The 20,965-nt window shown below is 34.4% G+C and carries 19 protein-coding genes; all 19 read left to right on the forward strand.

The genetic code is table 11. The annotated features are described in order from the left end of the window. Positions 1-150: 150 nt before the first annotated feature. The 19 genes from BX659_RS03780 (at position 151) to BX659_RS03870 (ending at position 20,964) form a co-directional block, all read left to right on the forward strand. Complete coding sequence (locus BX659_RS03780; RefSeq protein WP_097017151.1) at positions 151-1,557, forward strand: GH1 family beta-glucosidase; 1,407 nt, start codon at positions 151-153, stop codon at positions 1,555-1,557. A gap of 494 nt (positions 1,558-2,051) precedes the next feature. After that, a complete protein-coding gene (locus BX659_RS03785) occupies positions 2,052-2,306 on the forward strand; it encodes an HPr family phosphocarrier protein (RefSeq protein WP_097017150.1) in 255 nt (84 codons plus the stop codon). A 257-nt stretch (positions 2,307-2,563) separates the two neighbouring features. Beyond that, positions 2,564-3,289, forward strand: a complete 726-nt coding sequence (locus BX659_RS03790; protein ID WP_097017149.1) for a GntR family transcriptional regulator — start codon at positions 2,564-2,566, stop codon at positions 3,287-3,289. A 152-nt stretch (positions 3,290-3,441) separates the two neighbouring features. Further along, entirely contained in the window at positions 3,442-3,732 is a 291-nt protein-coding gene (locus BX659_RS03795; RefSeq protein ID WP_097017148.1) for a YerC/YecD family TrpR-related protein, read from the forward strand. 171 nt (positions 3,733-3,903) lie between these two features. Further along, entirely contained in the window at positions 3,904-5,130 is a 1,227-nt protein-coding gene (locus BX659_RS03800; protein WP_097017147.1) for a TIGR00341 family protein, read from the forward strand. Positions 5,131-5,221: 91 nt separating this feature from the next. Then, positions 5,222-6,145: a cysteine synthase A gene (cysK, locus tag BX659_RS03805; RefSeq protein WP_097017146.1), complete on the forward strand. Its 924-nt coding sequence runs from the start codon at positions 5,222-5,224 to the stop codon at positions 6,143-6,145. Positions 6,146-6,425: 280 nt separating this feature from the next. Then, positions 6,426-7,709 (forward strand): cation:proton antiporter, encoded by a 1,284-nt coding sequence (locus BX659_RS03810; RefSeq protein WP_097017145.1) that lies wholly within the window; start codon positions 6,426-6,428, stop codon positions 7,707-7,709. Positions 7,710-7,744: 35 nt separating this feature from the next. Continuing rightward, a complete protein-coding gene (locus BX659_RS03815) occupies positions 7,745-8,215 on the forward strand; it encodes a hypothetical protein (RefSeq protein ID WP_097017144.1) in 471 nt (156 codons plus the stop codon). 237 nt (positions 8,216-8,452) lie between these two features. Beyond that, on the forward strand, positions 8,453-9,226 hold the full coding sequence (locus BX659_RS03820) for an IclR family transcriptional regulator (RefSeq protein WP_097017143.1): 774 nt from the start codon (positions 8,453-8,455) through the stop codon (positions 9,224-9,226). Between the two features lie 39 nt (positions 9,227-9,265). Further along, positions 9,266-9,940 (forward strand): FadR/GntR family transcriptional regulator, encoded by a 675-nt coding sequence (locus BX659_RS03825; RefSeq protein ID WP_097017142.1) that lies wholly within the window; start codon positions 9,266-9,268, stop codon positions 9,938-9,940. Between the two features lie 461 nt (positions 9,941-10,401). Beyond that, complete coding sequence (locus BX659_RS03830) at positions 10,402-11,763, forward strand: GntP family permease (RefSeq protein WP_097017141.1); 1,362 nt, start codon at positions 10,402-10,404, stop codon at positions 11,761-11,763. Between the two features lie 116 nt (positions 11,764-11,879). Further along, a complete protein-coding gene (locus BX659_RS03835; protein ID WP_097017140.1) occupies positions 11,880-12,833 on the forward strand; it encodes a sugar kinase in 954 nt (317 codons plus the stop codon). 18 nt (positions 12,834-12,851) lie between these two features. Then, positions 12,852-13,499, forward strand: a complete 648-nt coding sequence (locus BX659_RS03840) for a bifunctional 4-hydroxy-2-oxoglutarate aldolase/2-dehydro-3-deoxy-phosphogluconate aldolase (protein ID WP_097017139.1) — start codon at positions 12,852-12,854, stop codon at positions 13,497-13,499. Between the two features lie 31 nt (positions 13,500-13,530). Beyond that, entirely contained in the window at positions 13,531-15,255 is a 1,725-nt protein-coding gene (gene ilvD / locus BX659_RS03845) for a dihydroxy-acid dehydratase (protein ID WP_097017138.1), read from the forward strand. A gap of 751 nt (positions 15,256-16,006) precedes the next feature. Further along, positions 16,007-16,951 (forward strand): sugar-binding protein, encoded by a 945-nt coding sequence (locus tag BX659_RS03850; protein WP_097017137.1) that lies wholly within the window; start codon positions 16,007-16,009, stop codon positions 16,949-16,951. A 550-nt stretch (positions 16,952-17,501) separates the two neighbouring features. Continuing rightward, positions 17,502-19,343, forward strand: coding sequence for a methyl-accepting chemotaxis protein (locus BX659_RS03855; protein WP_097017136.1), 1,842 nt, complete (start codon positions 17,502-17,504; stop codon positions 19,341-19,343). Positions 19,344-19,542: 199 nt separating this feature from the next. Then, positions 19,543-19,761 (forward strand): sulfur carrier protein ThiS, encoded by a 219-nt coding sequence (gene thiS / locus BX659_RS03860; RefSeq protein ID WP_097017135.1) that lies wholly within the window; start codon positions 19,543-19,545, stop codon positions 19,759-19,761. Further along, positions 19,748-20,554 (forward strand): HesA/MoeB/ThiF family protein, encoded by an 807-nt coding sequence (locus tag BX659_RS03865; RefSeq protein ID WP_097017134.1) that lies wholly within the window; start codon positions 19,748-19,750, stop codon positions 20,552-20,554. The genes thiS and BX659_RS03865 overlap by 14 nt, the downstream gene beginning before the upstream one ends. Further along, the gene (locus tag BX659_RS03870; RefSeq protein ID WP_172431848.1) at positions 20,551-20,964 is read left to right on the forward strand and encodes a M67 family metallopeptidase; all 414 of its coding nucleotides are present in this window, start codon (positions 20,551-20,553) and stop codon (positions 20,962-20,964) included. Before BX659_RS03865 ends, BX659_RS03870 begins: the two co-directional genes overlap by 4 nt. Position 20,965: the final 1 nt, after the last annotated feature.

Below are 20,965 nucleotides of genomic sequence, written 5' to 3' on the forward strand. Positions count from 1 at the left end.
AATAATTAATTTTCGCCATATATAGATAAAAGTAAATCTGATTTAGGCATTCATATTGGAATAAATTTCATTAATTATATTTCTATTACTATACAGATAGACAGGTTTAATAATTTTAATATTGTTTTTAAATGAGAAGGAGGGAGAAAAATGAAATTTCCGAATGATTTTTTATTTGGAGCCGCTTCTGCTTCATATCAGGTAGAAGGTGCCTGGAATGAAGATGGAAAAGGCCTTACTAACTGGGATGAATTTTCTAAGATACCAGGAAAAACTTTTGAAGGAACTAATGGTGATGTTGCAGTAGACCATTATCATAGATATAAAGAAGATATTAAGCTTATGGCTGAAATGGGATTAGAATCTTATAGATTCTCTATCTCTTGGGCTAGGATTATCCCAGATGGAGATGGTGAAATAAACGAAAAAGGGATAGAATTTTATAACAATCTAATAGATGAGTGTCTAAAGTATGGGATAGTTCCTTTTGCTACCTTGTACCATTGGGATTTGCCCTTAACTTTAGAGAAGGATGGAGGCTGGATCAATAAAAGAACATCAAAAGCTTTTGTTAAGTATGCAAATGTATGTTTTAAAGCCTTTGGTGATAGAGTCAAGAATTGGATTACTTTTAATGAAACAGTTGTTTTTTGTCGTTTAGGTTACTTAACTGGGGCTCATCCGCCAGGAATAGAGAATGATCCCAAAAAATATTTCCAAGCAATACACAATGTCTTTATTGCTCATGCTCAAGCTATAAAAGATTATAAGAAATTAAAACAATTTGGAGAGATTGGGATAACACATGTTTTTGGACCAGCATTTAGTATAGATGATAAACCAGAGAATAAAGAGGCAGCTTATCATGCTAATCAGTATGAGATAGCTTGGTATTATGATCCAATATTGAAGGGAGAATATCCAGAATATGTGCTAAAACAATTAGAAGAAAAGGGATGGACTCCTGACTGGACAGAAGAAGAGCTAGAATTGTTGAAAACTGCAGCTCCTTTGAATGATTTTATAGGCTTAAATTATTATCAACCCTTTAGAGTAAAGAAGAACGATATAGCAGAAGAACAAGAGAACTCTAGAGAGAACTCCACTGGTGCTCCAGGTAATGCCTCTTTTGATAATGTATATAGAACTGTTATGATGGATGACAAGAAGTATACAAAATGGGGTTGGGAGATTGCTCCAGATGCCTTACTTGAAGGTTTGAGAATGTTAAAAGCTGACTATGGTGATGTGAAGATGTATATTACGGAAAATGGTTTAGGTGATCAGGACCCAATTATTGAAGGTGAAATAGTAGATATCCCTAGAATTAAGTTTATAGAAGCACATTTAAAAGCTGTTAAAGAGGCCATTAAAGAAGGAATAAACCTTAAGGGATATTATGCTTGGTCAGTAATTGACTTGTTAAGCTGGTTAAACGGATATAAAAAGCAGTATGGTTTTATTTATGTAGACCATAACGATAATTTAAATAGAAAGAAGAAAGCCTCTTTTTATTGGTATAAACAGGTTATTGAAGAGAGAGGGGAGAGTCTTTAAAGAATGTCTACTGTAGTTATCTTAGATGGAAATACTTTTAACTATAGCTGACTTAGTTTTAGAATGAAAGCTAATGGATATATTGAGACACTTTTCACTTTAAAAAGTTAGTAAAATTATTAAAATATTTTTCGGGAAAGCTTATCAGCTTTTTTCTCGAGTGACTTTTACCATCGCCGCAAAAGTCACCAAAAGGTCTAGAAAAAATTCAACTCACTCAGCAATCAAAATAATGAACATTATCACTTATTAGACTCTCTAAATTAAGATTTTATAATACTCTAGATCCTAGCTCAATTTTTGCTTCGTTCAAACAGAAATTTTTTTCGGATTAAAAACCTTAAAATCTGTTTAATTGTCAATTGTACACTGTTAATTGCAAATTTAAGAGTGTCGCAATATCATTCTATAACGTCATAGTTAAATTTTATTCTAGATTCACGAAGCTATAGATGGATTGGTATTTAAATTGAATTGTATAGGGGGATAGTCAGATGGCTAGTCAAGAGATCAAGATAGTTAATGAAGCGGGAATACATGCTCGTCCTGCTAGTATGTTGGTGCTGTTAGCTAATAAATTTAAGGAAGATATCAATATTGTAAAGAATGGAAGAGAGATTAATGCTAAAAGTATTATGGGAATTATGAGCTTGGGGGTAAGTTGTGGCGATACCCTTGAGATTATTTCTGATAATAATGATGCTGTTGAGCAGTTAGTTGAACTGATAGGAAGTGGGTTTGGAGAATAACAAGTTCGATTTTTATGGTATTAGATAAATTAGCATAATTGACAGATAGTTTAGATATTAAATAAGTAACGAGTAAGCAGTGACTAGAGAACTTCTTACTCGTTATTTATTATATGATTTGAAAGTAAAATTAACTAGTGTTATAATAAGTTAAAAGTTATATTGAAGGTTTTGACAGTTAGCGAGTCAATCTAATACCAATCCTAAATAAAGATTATTAAAGGTATAAATTATTAAAGTAAAAGAGGAGATACATAATGAGGCTAGATGAGAGTAGTCCAATCCCATTATATTATCAATTAGAGAATATAATTAGAAGAAGAATAGAGATAGGGGAGTATAAACCTGGAGAGAGGATCCCTTCTCTAAATCAATTAAATGAGGAGTTTAACCTTAGTAAAGTGACAATAAGTAAGGCTGTTGCTAATTTAATTGAGGAGGGAATCTTATATAGAGAGAGGGGTCAAGGAACCTTTGTTTCAGAAGAGAAAGTAAAGGACTTTAGTGAAACTACAGGTTTTACTGAGACTATGATCGAAGAAGGAAGAAAGCCTTCAACTAAGGTTATATCACAGGATTTAGTCTCTCCTAGTGAATTGATCTGTGATAAATTAATGATTAATGATAAGCAAAAGGTGATTTTAACAGTCAGAATAAGAATTGCAGATGAGATACCTGTTGCTTTTGAGAAGTCTTATATACCCTATGCAGTAGCTCCTAAGCTATTGGAGTTGGATTTATCCAAAGACTCTATTTATCAGCACCTTAGAGAAGAAGGATATAGTTTAAACAAAACTATTCAGGAGATTGAAGCAATAGAAGCAGACAAGGAGTTAAGTGATCTCTTAGAAGTTAAGCGGGGTAAGGCGATCTTAAAGAGAAAGAGATTGACCTTTTCTAATGGTAATCCTGTTGAATTTAGTTTTAGTTTTTATCCTGGAGATAGGTATGTTATAACGACTGAGTCTATCTCGACAACTTAATATTGTTTTAAATGGTCAGTTTGTCTTGCAGGCTGATCTTTTTTTATTAGTATACTTTTACACTTTAATAAGTTAAACCACTGGTAAAAGAATAGAAAGTTTATTATAATATAGTTAAAAGGTTTGAGATATAATTTATGGAGGTGTAAGTTTTGAATTCTAAGTTACAAGATGAATTTACTGATCAGTTATTTGAAGCTATTTTGTTGTTAAAGAATAAAGAAGAGTGTTATAAATTTTTTGAGGATATAAGTACTGTCAATGAACTAAAATCCTTAGCCCAGAGATTAGAAGTAGCTCGTATGCTAAATGATGGTTATACCTATGAAGAGATTGCTGAAACTACTGGGGCAAGTACTGCTACTATCAGTAGGGTAAAACGCTGTTTAAATTATGGTGCTGATGGTTATCAGTTGATTTTGGAACGTATGAAGGATAAGTAGTTATATGATAATATAATTAAAGAGTTGATTCATTAGGATTATTCCCCCTTTAGGGGGTCTTTTTATGTTGGTTTATATATTTTAAAATGGTATAAAATTTCTATCTTTATAGTAAGAATTAATAATTTTTTATATAAGACTAGGATAGAATATTATTAAAGGGGGTCTAATATGCAGGTTGTTCATGCTACCTTTGCTTCAGGCGAAGGAAAAGATGCTGTTGAATTACTAAAGAATTTGGGGGTGGAGATTGAGGATTATAAATTAATTGAATCAAAGTCAGGGGATCTACTTATTATAAATCTCCTATATCATAATGTTGATGTACTGATAGATAAGCTTAAGAATCGCTTTGATTTTACTAATAATGTACATAGAAGCTTAATCATCTTTACACCTGATACTGTAATTCCAAGTAATAAGGAGAAGGCCAAAAAAGAGGCCTATCGAGCCAGTCGAGAGACAATTGTTACCTATGCTAAGGAGAATAGTGAGATGAGTAGCCAACTAGTATTTTTGGCTGTAGTGGCTGCTATAATTGCTACCTTAGGATTAATTCTTGACAATACTCCAGTAATAGTTGGGGCCATGATTATCGCTCCTGTATTTGGACCGATAGCTACGATGGCTATAGGAATTGTATTAGGAGATTTAAAGCTATTGGTTAAGGGGATTGTAGTAGAGTTATCTATTATGGGAATAGCAATTGTTATTGGGGCTATCTTTGGACTTATAATTCCTAATGTCTCAATAACTCATGCCTTAGAGGTGAGGATGTTACCAACCTTACCAGACTTGCTGGTGGCACTAGCAGCAGGTGGGGCAGGAGCTTATGCATTGATTACCCATGTTAAGTCACAACAGTTAGTAGGAGTAGTTATTGCTGCTGCCTTGATTCCAGTCATGGCTACTATAGGTGTGGGAATCTCTTTACATAATGTAGATATGATAATAGGTGCTTCATTATTGTTGTTAGGGAACCTATTTACCCTATTATTGGCTATAATCATGGTATTTTACTTTAAAGGATTGAAGCCACAATGGTGGTATGAATCTACTGCTAAGAAATTAATTAAGAAGAGTTTGGTTGTGTTGACTATCTCAGTAATCTTATTAACTATACCTTTATCTATAATCACTTACAATCAGATGGTTAGAGAAGAACCTGAAGATGTAGTCCGTCAAATTTATCGAGAGCATTTTGGTGATGAACTAGAGAGTAGATTATTTTCAATTGATGTTAAAGATAAGAAGGTAGATATTATCTTATATACTCCTATTAATACTGATAAGCATTATTTTAAATTGTTGTCAGATAAGATAAAGGATAGCCTTGGAGCTGACTATCAGGTTATCTTTGAAATTATACCAACTCAAAGATTGGAAACACCACTATAATATTCTTGACAAAAGGCGAACATTTTGTTAAAATATGAATAACATATAAACATAGTGATTTACTCGGTTTTAAATATAGAGGAGGGATAAAATGAGAGTTGTAAATAATATTACTCAATTAATTGGTCAGACTCCTATGGTTAAATTAAATAGAGTAGTCCCAGAGGGTGCTGCAGAGATTTATGCTAAGCTAGAATCCTTCAACCCTGGAGGGAGTGTTAAAGACCGTATTGCTCTTAATATGATTGAGAGTGCTGAAGCAGAAGGAGTATTAAAAGCAGGTGGTACTATTATTGAACCTACTAGTGGTAACACTGGAATTGGTCTAGCAATGGTTGGAGCTGCTAAAGGATATAAGGTTATTCTAACGATGCCAGACACAATGAGTATCGAAAGAAGAAAGATATTAAAGGCTTTTGGAGCGGAGATACTGTTAACACCTGGTGAGAAAGGGATGCCTGGTGCGATAGACAAGGCTAAAGAACTGGCAGATGCTAATGATGATTATTTTATGCCACAGCAATTTATGAATGCAGCTAATCCTGATGTACATAGAAAGACAACAGCTAAAGAGATTATAGAAGCTACTGCTGGAAAGTTAGATGCTTTTGTAGCAGGAATTGGGACTGGTGGAACTGTTACTGGAACAGGAGAGGTCTTAAAAGAAGAGATTTCAGGGATTAAGATAGTAGGTATAGAGCCAACAGGTTCTCCTGTAATCAGTGGAGGAAATCCTGGACCACATATGATTCAAGGAATTGGAGCAGGATTCATTCCTGATGTCTTAAATACTGATATTTTGGATGAAGTTAAACAGATTGAAAATGAAGAGGCTATGGAGATGGCACGTAAGTTGGCTGTAGAAGAGGGAATTCTAGTTGGAATTTCTGCTGGTGCAGCAGTGGCAGCAGCTATTAAAGTTGCCCAAGAATTGGGAGCAGATAAACGGGTAGTCGTTATTATTCCAGATACTGGAGAGAGATATTTAAGTACTACACTATTTAAAGCTGAATAGAATATATTATAGGCAAAAGAGTTACCTTCTATAGAAGGTAACTCTTTTTATGTTATATAAGATTACTTTTATCTTTCTGCTGATTAAAGAATGTTTTAAAAGTTATAATCACCATTATTAAAGGTTAAAAAGCATTGAAAAATCCCTTTAGTTACTGTATAATTATGGTTGAAACAAAGTTTCTTAATACAAAACAATCTTATTCTGAAATTAGAAAATTAAAAGCTAGAGAGAGCTATCTATATAGATGGATATTTTCTTTCGACCTGGAGGTATTATTATGGAATTTAAATCAATTGATAGTCTACATGACTTAAAACAGTTATTTATGTTACACCATCTTAGTAACAAAATTATTTATATCGTTGGAATCCTATTTGTAGCTGCTTTTGTAGCCCATGTTATCACTAAAAAACTTAAAATACCTAGTGTAGTTGGTGATATCTTAGTGGGGATTTTATTCAGTATCGGTTTTATTAAAAAGGCACCATTTTTATCGGCAGAACATAAGGAATGGTACTCTTATCTGATTCACTCCTTTGATTATGTAATTATTCTAGCAGTATCCTTCATTTCTTTTATCATCGGTACTGAGCTTAATCTAAAGGTTTTAAAGAAGCTAGAATTGGAGTTTGCGTTGATTGTCTTGATTGAATCATTGGCTACCTTTGCCTTGGTAACTACTTCGATGCTGATAATTGGGAAGCCTCTATTTTTTTCACTACTCTTAGGAGCGATAGCAACAGCAACGGCTCCAGCTGCTACAGTCTTGGTATTAAAGGAGTACAAGGCTAGAGGGGAGTTAACTTCTACCTTATTGATTGTCTTAGCCCTTGATGAGGCTTTAGCTATTATTATCTTCAGCTTCGTTAAGCCAATTGCTTTAATCAGTATATCACCAGCGTTACACTATTCTCTCTTCAACTCTTTTTTAATCCCCTTAGTTAAGATAGTTGGTTCGATAGTATTGGGGTTGAATATCGGATACTTTTCACAGAAATTAATGGGAGTATATTCTGAGCAGAAGAGTAAGAAAATATTATTATTACTAGCAACTATCTTTGGCGGTTCAGATATTGCAATCTTTTTAGGCATATCACCTTTGATTACCAATTTATCTATTGGTTTTGCCTTCAGGAATTTTTCTAAAAAGTATTTAGGTATCTCTGAAATTATAGATACCTTAAGTCTACCACTTCATACAGTCTTCTTTATCTTAGCTGGAACCCAGATTGAATTTCATAATATAACTTCCAAGTCTTTTCTTGTAGTAGCTTTAGTCTATACGCTAGCTAGAATGCTTGGCAAGGTAGGAGGAGCTAGCTTAGGGGCTTTTTTATCTAAAGCACCCACTAATGTAAGTAAATATATTGGCTTAGGACTCTTACCCCAAATTGGTGTATCGATAGATTTGGCTTATAATGTCCAGCATCAATTTATCCATTTCTCAGATGTTGGTCAATTTATCCTAAATATTATTCTCTTTACTACAATTATTACAGAAATTTTGGGGGCAATTGGTACAGAGTATGCTATTAGTAAGAGTGGAGAGATAAGAACTTAATTTCTCTAAACTATTATCTATAAGGAGGGTTTTGTGTGTCTACTAATCATAAGCCTGAAGTTTTGGATAAAGGGATGGTCAGAAGGGCCTTAGAACGTTATTATATCAGAAATACCTTTGATAAAAACTGTACCAAACTTGAATCTGGGGTCTGTCTATTAGTTGAAGGTGAAGAAGAACACCTCGCTTTAAGTCTAGAAGAGAATTATTGTTGGAAGCTTAAAAAGTTGATGGGAGATTATCACAAGTACCGCCAAAATGATTTAGTGGTTGATGATGAGGATTATTTAGAGGATTTAATTGGGATCTTTGAAGAAAAAGCTATCGATATTTTAGAGTTTGACTGTGGTCATTTTGATATAGCAGATGGTCTCCATCGTTTATGTATTGCTAGCAAGTCTGAAGTTCCTGCTTATGCTACTTATAGGGAACAATGTAAAATCTGCCCAGCTTGTGTATCTATCGAGCAAAGGGCTGAAGTTGATTATAAAAGTCATCTGTTATAGATGGCTTTACTTACTTTAAGCAGGAATTTTAGTTTAAAGGGATAAATAACTTATTAACTTTGATTATTTTAATAGAAAGAAGAAATATTATAGAATATTTATAGATAAAGAAGTCTGAAGTGAAACTTAATAGATATCTTAAATTTAATTTCATTCTAAAATTGGATGACTATATAGGTAGTACTTAAAGTAAAGTTTATTATCAGGATGATGCTAATATGAAGGGAGATTTGGGAGATGAATAAGACACCAAGTAATTTAGTTAAGGCTGTAGATAGATCAATTAATATTTTAGAAGAATTGGCTAATCATCAAGATGGTTTAGGGGTAACAGCGCTGGCTAATAGATTGGATATTCATAAGAGTTCGGTGCATAGATTATTATCTACTTTAGTCTATAGAGGTTTAGTTAAACAAGATTCTAAGACTGATAATTATAAGCTGGGCTTAAAGCTATTTGAGCTAGGGAGTAGAATCTTTAATGAATTAGAGATTAGAGAGTATGCTAAGCCTTACTTAGAGGAGCTAGTAGCAGAGACAGATGAAGCTGTTCACTTAGTTATTATGGATCAAGGGGAGATTGTCTATATCGATAAGGTAGAGAGCTCTAAGGCAATTAGAATGAACTCTCAAATTGGAAAACGGGTTCCAGTCCATTGTAGTGCTGTGGGTAAAGCGATGTTAGCTTATTATCCTGAACTAAAAGTTGATCAGATTATCAAAGAACAGGGGTTGGCTAAGTATACAGAGAATACAATCACTGATGCTAGCGAATTTAAAGAGCATTTAAAACAGGTTAAAGAGCAAGGCTATGCTATCGATGATGTAGAGCATGAGTTAGGAATTAGGTGTGTGGCTGCTCCTATTTTTGATTATAGTGGAGAAGTAGTCTCATCAGTCAGTGTTTCAGGACCGACTATCCATGTTACTAAACAAAGAGTTGAGCAGTTGGCTAAGCTAGTCAAGGATACTGCTATGAAGATATCTTCTCAATTGGGGTATAGAGGGTAGCTAAGCTTAGTGGAATAAATCAATTAAAGAGGTGGCAAAATGGGCAATAAGGTAAGTGATATAGTTTTTGAAAAGATTGAAGAAAAGATATTCAGTGGTGAGTGGGGTCCAGGAACTAAGATTATGTCTGAACCTCAATTAGCGAAGAAGCTAAATGTAAGTAGAATGTCAGTAAGGGAAGCAATAGAGAAGATGGCTGCTTTGGGTCTTTTAAAGAAGAAGCGAGGAGAGGGTACTTTTGTAAATGAGTTGACTCCAGCTGTCTATTTTAATAGTTTAATCCCAATGATTACCCTTGATCAAGATAATTATTTAGAAATATTAGAGTATAGATTGATTGTAGAAGTAGAGAGTGCAAAGCTTTGTGCTCAAAGGTGTAGTGCTGAAACTATCAATGAGCTTGAGAAGTTATATGATCTTATGGTAGATTTTAAAGAAGATAGTGATAAATTTGCAGAATTAGATACCAATTTTCATTTAAAGATAGCCGAAGGGGCTCAAAATACTTTAATAATTAAAGTGAACAAAATATTAAAGAATCTTTTGGAGTACCACCAAAAGACTCTTTATACAAATTTAGGTCCAAGTGGAGGAATTAAAGATCACAAAAATATAATTGATGCTATTAAGAATAAAGATCAAGAGCTTAGTGCCTTATTTATGAGAAGGCATATAGAAAGAACAATTGAAGATATAAAGAGATTGGATTATTAGCAGAATTAATTTTAAAATTATTAAAAGATAAGTATAATAACTTTGTAGTTGTCATACAACTCAAGGAATTTTTTTGATTAAAAATCTATTGATTCACTTTAAAATACGACTATTATCATTGTTTTGAAGCTTATTTTGGTTATTGTTAAGTGCTTATATAGAAATTATAATAATAACCCTTGAAAAAAGTATAAAAAGAAGGTATAATGTAAACATAAGTTGTCGGACAACTACAGAGTGAATATAAGTTAATAATTATTTATTAGCACTCTACTGAAACCTTGTTTCTTAATAAGGAAGAAATTTAAATATAAGTTTATAATCTTTGTATAAGACATTTTTTTGATAATAATTCGAAACAAGGTTTCTTAATGCGAAACAGATGGTGTAGTATAAGCCTATAATATTAGAAGCCTACCAATTAAAATATTTAAAAATTTTATTATTAGGGGGCGGATTAAATGGCACAATCCAGTTTAATCTTAGTAACATTGGCAGCTATAGGACTATTATTATTTTTAGTTTTGAAATTGAGAATTCAAGCGTTTATTTCATTATTGATAACCAGTATGTTTGTTGGTATAGCAACAGGGATGCCACTTAATGAGGTAATTAAGAGTATTCAAAGTGGAATGGGCGGTACTTTAGGCTTTGTAGCCACTGTTGTTGGTTTAGGGGCAATATTTGGTCAGATTCTAGAAGCATCTGGTGGAGCTGAAGCTTTGGCTACAACCCTAATTAAGAGGTTTGGTAAGGATAAGGCTTCATGGGCTTTAGTGATAGCAGGATTTTTAGTAGCAATTCCAGTCTTTTTTGATGTTGGATTTATTATCTTGGTACCTATTGTTTATGCTTTGGCTAAGGATACTAAAAAGTCGGTATTATATTACGGTATTCCTTTACTTGCTGGTTTAGCTGTTACTCATACCTTTATTCCACCAACCCCTGGTCCAATAGCAGTGGCTGAGATCGTTGGAGCAGATCTTGGTTGGGTAATCTTCTTTGGTGCTTTGATTGGATTTCCTACAGCAATTCTAGCAGGTCCTGTCTTTGGTAAATATATTGGCAATAAGATTCATGTAGATGTTCCAGAATATATGATTAAAGATGCAGCAGAGATGAAAAGAGATACCTCAGATCTTCCATCTTTTAGGCTGATTACAAGTATTATTGCTGTACCTTTAGGCTTGATTTTAGCAAATACTCTAACTGATCTTTTGGTTAAGAAAGAAATTATGGCTAACGGAAGTATTGCACAACTTTTTGGATTCTTAGGTCATCCCTTTGTGGCTTTGACTATTGCTACTTTATTAGCAATTTACTTATTAGGAACTAAACGAGGCTTTACTAAAGATGAATTATTAGAATTAAGTACTAAGGCTTTAGGACCAGCAGGGTTGATTATTTTAGTAACAGGAGCTGGTGGAGTCTTCAAACAGATGCTAATTGATAGTGGAGTAGGAACGATGTTGGCTAATACTATTGCTAGTTCAAGTCTACCACCAATTGTTTTAGCATATATTTTGGCTGTAGTAGTAAGAATTACCCAAGGTTCTGCAACAGTATCGATGATTACTGCAGCAGGAATTATTGCACCGGTAATGGAAGTTTTTGATCTTTCTGCTCCTGAAAGAGCTTTAATAGTATTGACGATTGCTTCTGGGGCGACTATCTTATCCCATGTAAATGATAGTGGTTTCTGGTTAGTAGGAAGATACTTTGGTCTGGATGAAAAGCAGACTCTTAAGTCTTGGACGGTAATGGAAAGCATTATTTCTATAGCAGGTTTTGGTTTTGCATTAGTATTTAGTTTCTTTGTATAAGATTAAATCTTGGAAGTAAGCTCCTAAGGTTATTTAAGAGGTGTCAGAAATTAATTTTTTCCTAATATATAAAACTATGTTTCTTATTAAGAAACTATTTGAAGTGAGGTGAGACTATGATAGAGGTAGTAACCTTAGGGGAGACGATGATTGTAATGAACCCTAAAGAGACGGGCAGTTTAAAGTATATCTATGATTATCGCAAACAATTGGGAGGAGCAGAGAGTAATTTTGCTATTGGAGTAGCTCGGCTTGGGCATCAAACTGGTTGGATTAGTAAGTTGGGTGCTGACCCTCATGGTGAGTATATTAATTCTTTTATCAGAGGAGAAGGTGTTGATACTTCCCAAGTTAAGTTTACTTCTAAAGCAATGACGGGATTATACTTTAAAGAGAGAAGTGTACTCCATGAGGTCAAGGCTTATTATTATCGTCATATTTCGGCAGCTAGCCAGATGAGTCCAGCAGATTTATCTGAGGATTATATTGCTCAAGCTAAGTATTTACATTTAACAGGGATTACTCCAGCCCTAAGTGATTCTTGCCATCAGACTATATTAAGAGCAATTGAGATAGCTAAAGAGAATGATGTTAAGGTCTCCTTTGATCCCAACTTACGGTTAAAGCTATGGGATGATAAAGAGAGGATGAAAGAGATTATGTTAGAGTTATTTAAAAGCTCTGATATTGTCCTTCCAGGAGTAGAGGAGGGTGAGATTTTATTTGGCTTAGATGATCCACGAGAAATAGCACAAGAGATTTTAAGTCTGGGTGCAGAGATTGTAGTTGTGAAGCTGGGTCCTGCTGGAGCTTTGGTAGCAGATAGAGATGGTATGGAAGTGGTTGCGGGCTATCCTGTTGAGCAGGTAGTTGATACTGTAGGAGCTGGTGATGGCTTTGCAGCAGGCTTTATTGCAGGTCTTTTAAAGGGAGATAGTCTAGTAGATGCTACTAAGCTTGCCAATGCTGTAGGGGCTTATGCTGTCACAGTACTTGGTGATGTGGAGGGCTTACCTACTATGGAAGAAATCGAGGTCTTTACTGGATTAAAAGAGGGGATCAATCGATAATTAAGGGGTGATAAAAAGATGGATAAGCAGAATAAGATAGATGCTGTTTTGGAGAGTGGTGTAGTAGCTGTATTAAGAGGAACTCAGGCTGATAAGATGGTTAAGATTGCTCAAGCCTTGTTGGCAGGAGGGGTCAAGGCTTTGGAGATTACATTGGACAATCCAGCAGCTTTAGATATAATCAAGGAGTTATCAGTTGAGTTAAAAGATACTGAAGCTATTGTTGGAGCAGGTACAGTCTTGGATGCTCAGACGGCACGAGCTGCAATTTTGGCAGGGTCAGAATTTGTCTTCTGTCCGACATTAAACCAAGAGGTAATTAAGGTCTGTAACCGTTATGGTAAGGTGGTAATCCCTGGGGTATTGACTCCAACAGAGATGATTAGTGCTTATGAAGCTGGGGCAGATCTGGTCAAGGTCTTTCCAGCAGGAGTGATGGGAGCTAAATATATCAAGAGTGTTAAAGGTCCTTTAAGCCATATTCCGATTATCACAACTGGAGGAATCAATTTAGATAATGCGGCAGATTTTATTAAAGCAGGGGCAACTGCTATAGGTGCAGGTGGATCTTTAATCGATAAAGAGGCTATTGATCAAGAGAACTATCAAGTATTAACTCAAAAGGCAAAAGAGTTTGTTAAAGTTGTACAAGAAGCTAAAAACTAATTATTAAGCGATTAATACAGGAGGTCTGATTATGCTAAATAGCCAGAAGTTAAGAAAAGCAGGACCAGAGATTGATGCTTTACGCTTAGCAACAGGTTGGAGTAGGGAGGATCTATCGAAGGCACAGATTTTAATTGATAGTACTTATGGTGCCAGCCATCCTGGTAGCTTTCACTTAAATGAAATAGTTAAAGAGATTGCTAAGGGTGTAGAAGCAGTAGGAGCTAAGCCAGCCGAATTTACAGTTACCGATATCTGTGATGGTGTAGCTCAAGGTCATGATGGGATGAATTACTCTTTAGTCTCCCGTGAAATGATTGCTAATATGGTAGAGATTCACGCTTTGGCTCACCCTTATGATGGAATTGTATTATCATCTTCTTGTGATAAGGCAATTCCTGCTCATTTAATGGCGATGGCAAGGGTTGATATGCCAGCAATCCATGTACCAGGAGGGACAATGAGTCCTGGTAAGGATGGGTTGACCTTAGAGAAAATAGGAACTTATGCTATCCAATTAGAAAAGGGAGAAATTAGTCAAGAGGAGTTTGTCTGTTATCAAAATGAGGCTTGTCCTAGTTGTGGGTCTTGTCAATTTATGGGGACAGCCAACTCGATGCAGGTGATCGCTGAAGCTTTAGGCTTAGCTTTGCCAGGCTCAGCCTTGATGCCAACTAAGAATGGAATTATCGATAAATTTGCTCAAAAAGCAGGAGAGCAGGTCTTGGAATTAGTTAAAAAAAATATTAAACCTAGTGATATTTTGACTAAAGAGGCTTTTGAGAATGCAATTACTCTTCATGCGGCAGTAGCTGGATCAAGTAATGCTTTATTACACATTCCTGCTATCGCCCATGAGATTGGTATAGAGATAGAGCCAGAATTATTTGATGAGATTCATAGAAAAACTCCATACATTGCCAATGTAATTCCAAGTGGTCAATATGCCTGTGAAGCTTTATGGTATACTGGTGGAGTCCCTGCTGTTATGGAAGAGATTAAGGACTTACTACACCTTGATGTGATGACCGTTACAGGTAAGACCTTAGGTAAAAATTTAGTAGACCTCAAGAAAGAAGGTTTTATTGAGAGTTGTCGCGGTCAATTTAAAGATAATTACGGTCAAATTGAAGTAGAGGATGTCCTAAAGAGTAAAGAGAACCCAATCTCCCAAGAAGGTGCTATAGCAATTTTAAAAGGAAATCTAGCTCCTGAAGGGGCAGTGGTTAAGCACTCTGCTGTAGCTATAGAGATGCATAATCATATTGGTCCAGCTCGTGTCTTTGACTGTGAAGAGGATGCTAAGGATGCTATTATTAAAAAGGATGTTCAGCCAGGTGATGTAGTCTTTATCCGCTATGAAGGTCCAAAGGGTAGTGGGATGCCAGAGATGTTCTATACCACTGAAGCTCTTGCATCTGATCCTGAACTGGTAGCTACTACAGCTTTAATCACCGATGGTCGTTATTCTGGGGCTACTAGAGGTCCAGCTATTGGTCATGTCTCTCCAGAGGCAGCTGCTGGAGGTCCAATTGCTTTAGTAGAAGAGGGAGATTTGATTAAGATCGATATTCCTAATCGTAAGTTAGAGATTGTGGGCATAGCTAAAGAAGAGAGAAAGGCTAAAGAGATTGAAGAAGTATTAAAGACTAGAAAAGCAAATTGGATTAAGCCTAATTTAGGTAAGAAGAAGGGTGTTTTAGCCCAATATGAGAAATTAGCTACCTCTCCGATGAAGGGTGGCTATATGAGTTAATAGTTTAGAGAAAAGCTTTGGGATTTAATTTGACAATTAGATTAGAGATGTTAAGGTAACTTGATTATGGTGTAGAGTTTTTTGCTACAATATAAGCAGGTTGCCTTTTTTAATTCTAAGCAGTGATGATCTTTTAATTAAAGCAACAAGTTCCAATCCTTGTTATACATCTGATATATAAGTAAAGGTAGAATAGATTAAGTTATTACTCAAATAAAAATTAAATTATTTTGGTAATGATTTATATTGTTTGATTTAAATCTCATTTATTTTTCAATCTAAAAAGAGGATAAGGAGATCTTTTGTAGAAAATTAAAAGATATAGGAGTCATTTATTAATCTAGTATAATACAAAGAATCTTTATTGAGTAATAGCTTCAATAAAGAGTAACTACATAGTCATCAGCTTTAGGGTAAAGTCTAACTACAACTCTAATTGATAGTAGATATGCAGGTATTATCTTGATTAGTGTTTTGTAGAAATATTTACTTTTATCATTTTTTTCAGAATATTCAGTATAAGTAGTAGAAAATGGTGATCAGACTACTCCTCTTATTCTAAAGGCAGTTGCAATCAATAGATTGGTTAAAAGAGAGGGTAGAAAGGTTACTAAATTAAGTAATTCCAAAAGTATTACATAGGGGAGGTGAGTGGTAGTTATTAACAACTTACTAATTTAATTTTATTTATTATCAATTCACATCTATGTATAACTACAATTAAATTACCAAATTAAAGGGGGAATTACTAATGTTAAAGAGAAAAGGTGTTCTTCTAGTTCTAGTTTTATTATTAACTACTATGATTTTAGCTAGTTGCGGTGAGAATCAAAGTGCTCAAAAGGATCCAAATGAAGAGAAGATCTTTGTACTGGTACCGAAGTTAGTTAGTCACCCTTATTTTAAATTAAGTGCAGAAGGTATGGAGCAAGCTGCTCAAGATTTGAATGTTGATGCTCGTTTTGTTGGACCACAAAAAGCCGATGCGGCTAAACAAGTCTCTACAATTGAGAACTTAATAGTCCAAGGGGTTGATGGAATTTCTATCTCTCCAGTAGATGCTAATGCAATTAAACCGGTTATTAAACAAGCAATGGACAAAGGGATTAAAGTAATAACTTTTGATGCTGATGCCCCTGGTAGTGGAAGAACTGCCTATATTGGAACAGGTAATAAGGCTGCTGGAAAGAAAGCTGGAGAAGCAATGGCTAAGAAGTTAAATGGTAAGGGTAAGGTAGCTATTATGACTGGACAGCTAGGAGCAGAGAACTTAAATCAAAGGATAGCAGGATTTAAAGAAGCTTTCAAAGGTACCGATATTGAAGTTGTTAAGGTTGAAGCAAATAATGATGACATGTCCTTAGCTTTAAGTCAAGCTGAAGCATTATTACAAGCCTATGATTTAGATGGAATCTTTGCCTCTAGTGCTAGTGGTGCACCTGCTGCTGCTCAAGCCTTAAAGAGTAAGGATTTGGTAGGAGATGTAGTTATTATCGGGTTTGATGATATGCCTCAAACTTTAAATTATATTAGAGAAGGTGTTGTTTATGCAACTATCGCTCAGCGACCTGATTTAATGGGATATAAGTCAGTTGAATTATTATTAAAGCTAACAGAAGGTGGAGAGATTGATGAATTTATCGACACTGGAGTTGCTGTTGTAACTAAAGAGAATATTGATACTTATAAAGAGTAACTTATAAAGTAAAATGTTTGAATTTTAAGAAAATTGGGGCATTTATTAAAAGTAAAGAATGCCCCAATTTAAGTATAAGAAGTAGATCTAATTTGGTGTCCTTCTACTTATAGTAAGTCAAGGAAAGCGTTAGAAGCTTTTTGGATGTCAAAGATTTATTCTGGAATAATGTAAAGTTTACAGATTAATAAATCAAAATGAAATTGAAGAGATTATTAGGATTTTATAAATCAACTTATAATTTGGACTGAAATATTATTTTAGATGTGTAAATTTAAAATGAAACTTAATGGGGATATTGCGACAGTTTAGCTAACAGCTTCTAGCCTCTCCTACGGGTTTAAAAATCATAAACCCTCCGTGATAAATCTGCTATTAGCTAAGAACTTATAAAGCTAGAGGCTATTAAAAAGTGTCGCTTTATCTCTATATAAAGATAGATTTAAATTATTCTATAATCATAAATCTGTATAGTCTATAACTTATAGTAATTATTTATTATTTTTAACCTCTATTCATTAATACACTTTGAATCAAAGGAGGCGTGTATATGTTTTTAATAGATAGCCTAAATAGAAGTCTAAAGAAGAAGTTGATTTTAACTTTGTTGTTAATTACTATATTGCCGATATTTACTTTAGGATTAATAAATTACAATAACGAAAAAGACCTAATGACAGAGCAGGTCTTTTTATTTAATAAAGCTTTGGCTAATGATCTAGGAGTAAAGATAGATTATTATATACAAAAGAAGATGAATCAGATTGATTATTTGGCTAGTGAGAGTTATTTAACAAGAGATGATCTACTATCTTTTCAAGAATTATATCAAGGTTTTGAATTAGTATATCTCCTTAACCAAAGTGGTGTGATAGAAGCTATTAGTGAAGGTGGGTTAGAAGTAAAAAGTAATTACTATGGTGACCCATGGTTTCAGAATGCAATTTCAGGACAAAACTATATCTCTAACTATCACTACTCAGAATTTATTGACAAGCAAGTTATTCAATTTGCCATACCGATAAGAGATAATGATAAGATAATAGGAGTTTTAGGAGCTGAAATTAATTTAAATGCGATAGAAAAGATAGTAACAGATACTATAGAGGATACAGAAAATAGTGAAGTTTATCTGATAGATAATACAGGAAAACCATTAATATATAATAAAGAGAAGGAAGCTACAGTAAATAGTAAACCATTTCAGTCTCTTATTCAATTTGTTTTATTGAAGGGGAAGAATGGAGTAAAAGAGTATAAGGATGAAAAGGGAGTTAATATACTTGGTTCATATAAATTTATCGAAAAACTAGGGTGGGCGATTGTAGTTCAGCAATCTAGTGATAAGGCCTTTGCTGAAATCAGAAGAGATTTATGGATTAATCTATTTGTAATTTTAGGCGTTGGAGTCTTAGTTGCTCTTATTGCTTTAAAGATTAGTAAAAGTATCTTTAATCCAATTGATGAGCTTAAAAAGAATATGAAACGGGTCAGTAAAGGTGATTATAGTAAAAGTGTTAATATTGAGCGTCAGGATGAAATAGGTGAGTTGGTTGATAGCTTCAATAAATTGATTGAGCAGCAAATAGATATAATCAGTGATTTAAAAGATAATAGTAATAAGATATCTGCTACAAGTAAAAAGCTCTTTAAATCAGCTGATAAATCCCATAATGCTAATCAGAATATGGCAGAGTATATAGAGGATACAGTCCATTCTATTCAAGATATAGCAGCGATAAATCAAGAGATAAGTAGTTTTTCTGAGGAGACAACAGCAAGTACCCAATCTGGAAAGGAACAGATAGATGAAGCAATGCTTCAGATTACTAAAGTCAATAACTGTATTATTCAGGCCAATCAAGCTAGTAAGGAGTTAGCAGAAGAATCTAAGAAGATAAGGGAGATCAATAATTTGATTACTAATATTACTGATCAAATTAACCTATTATCTTTAAATGCAACAATCGAGGCTGCTAGAGCAGGAAAAGCAGGACTAGGCTTTGCTGTTGTTGCTGAAGAGATTGGAGCTTTGGCTAAAGAGACTGCTAAAGCTACTAGTAATATTAATAAAACAGTTGGTGAGGTTGAATCAGGAATAGAGAATGTATTAAATTTAGTTTCACAAGGAACTAAAGAGGCGGATATGGGAGATAAGATCATCAAAGAGGTTGCTCAATCCTTTGAGGAGATAGCTACTGCTATCGAAGAAACCTCATTACAACTACAAGATGCTAGTCTCTCAACTCAGCAGGTATCTGAAAAGAGTGAGGAAGTAAAAGATTCAATTGAAGATATGAATGTACTATCTAAAGGTGTCTCTGATATATCCTTTGAATTAGATGAGATGTCAGATAGATTGAAGGATATTATCAATAAATTTAAGATTTAATTTTAATAAATAATTTTTAGCTAAGCCCCTTCGTACAGGAAGGGGCTTTTTTTATATCTACTTAGATGAATAGCTAATAATCTTTTTTTGGAATAATTCCCACTAATTTTATTGACATACCAGGGATAATGTGATAATCTTTTTAATAATATAAATACATGAAAACAAAGTGGAATACTAGGAAATGGAGTGGTGGAGAATGAAAATTAAAGTTAATGGTGAAGCAGTAGAGTTGGAAAAAGAGTTAACAGTTAGTGAATTATTGGTAAAGCAAGATGTAGATATGCCAGATATGGTATCAGTAGAATTAAATGGTGAGATTTTAGATAGAGATACTTTTTCAGACACAGTTGTAAAGGATGGAGACCAAGTAGAATTTCTCTACTTTATGGGTGGTGGAGCAAGTGTACGATTTTAGTGAAGAGCAGTTACAGAGATATTCAAGGCATATTATTTTGCAGGATGTTGGTGTAGAAGGGCAAGAGAAATTGTTAACTAGTTCAGTACTTATTATAGGAACTGGAGGGCTTGGAACACCAGCAGCACAGTTTTTGGCAGCAGCTGGTATCGGTAAGATTGGTTTAGTGGATGCAGATAAAGTAGAGCTTTCTAACCTACAACGTCAGGTCTTACATCATACACCTGATGTAGGTAAATTAAAGGTACAATCAGCTAAAGAGAAGATCAATGCGATGAACCCTGATGTAGAGGTCAAGACCTATGACTACTACTTGACTTCTCAAAATATAAAGGAAGTTATTAGAGAGTATGATTTTGTAATAGATGGTACTGATAACTTCCCAGCTAAATTCTTAATCAATGATGCGTGTGTAATGGAAGGTAAGCCTTTCTCCCACGCAGGAATTATTAGATTTGGAGGGCAGACAACAACTGTAGTTCCAGGAGAAGATACACCATGTTATAGATGTATGTTTCCTCAGCCACCTAAGCCTGGTTCAGTTCCTTCTTGTAAGGAAGCAGGAGTTATCGGAGTAATGGGTGGAGTGATTGGAACTATCCAAGCAACAGAGGCTATCAAGTATATCTTAGGAAAAGGTGAGCTCTTAACTGGAAAATTACTAACCTATGATGCCTTAAAGATGGACTTTAGAAAGATCAATCTCAATAAGAGAGAGAACTGTGGGATTTGTAGTGATGATCCAGAGATCACAGAATTAATCGACTATGAACAAGGAGTCTGTGAATTATGATAATCAAACTACCTAAAGAGCTATACCAGAAGCTACTTAAGCATACTCAAGCTGAATTTCCTAATGAAGGCTGTGGTTTAGTGGCTGGAGCAAAAACTGGTGATGGGATTGAAGTTAAAGATGTATATACAATGACCAATCTAGATGCTTCAGCAGAGCACTTTACAATGGATCCTAAAGAGCAGTTTGCAGTGGTCAAAGAGGTTAGAAATAAGGGCTATGATTTGATTGGAAACTATCACTCTCATCCTTTTACCCCTTCTCGTCCATCAGAAGAGGATAAGAGGTTGGCTTATGATGAAGATGCAATCTACTTTATCCTATCTTTAAAGGATGAAGAACCAGTACTAAAGGCTTTTAGTATCAAAAAACAGAAGGATGTTACTCAGATAGAGCTTGAATTAATTTAGT

It is taken from the genome of Orenia metallireducens (assembly GCF_003001995.1).
GTDB lineage: Bacteria > Bacillota > Halanaerobiia > Halobacteroidales > Halobacteroidaceae > Orenia > Orenia metallireducens_B.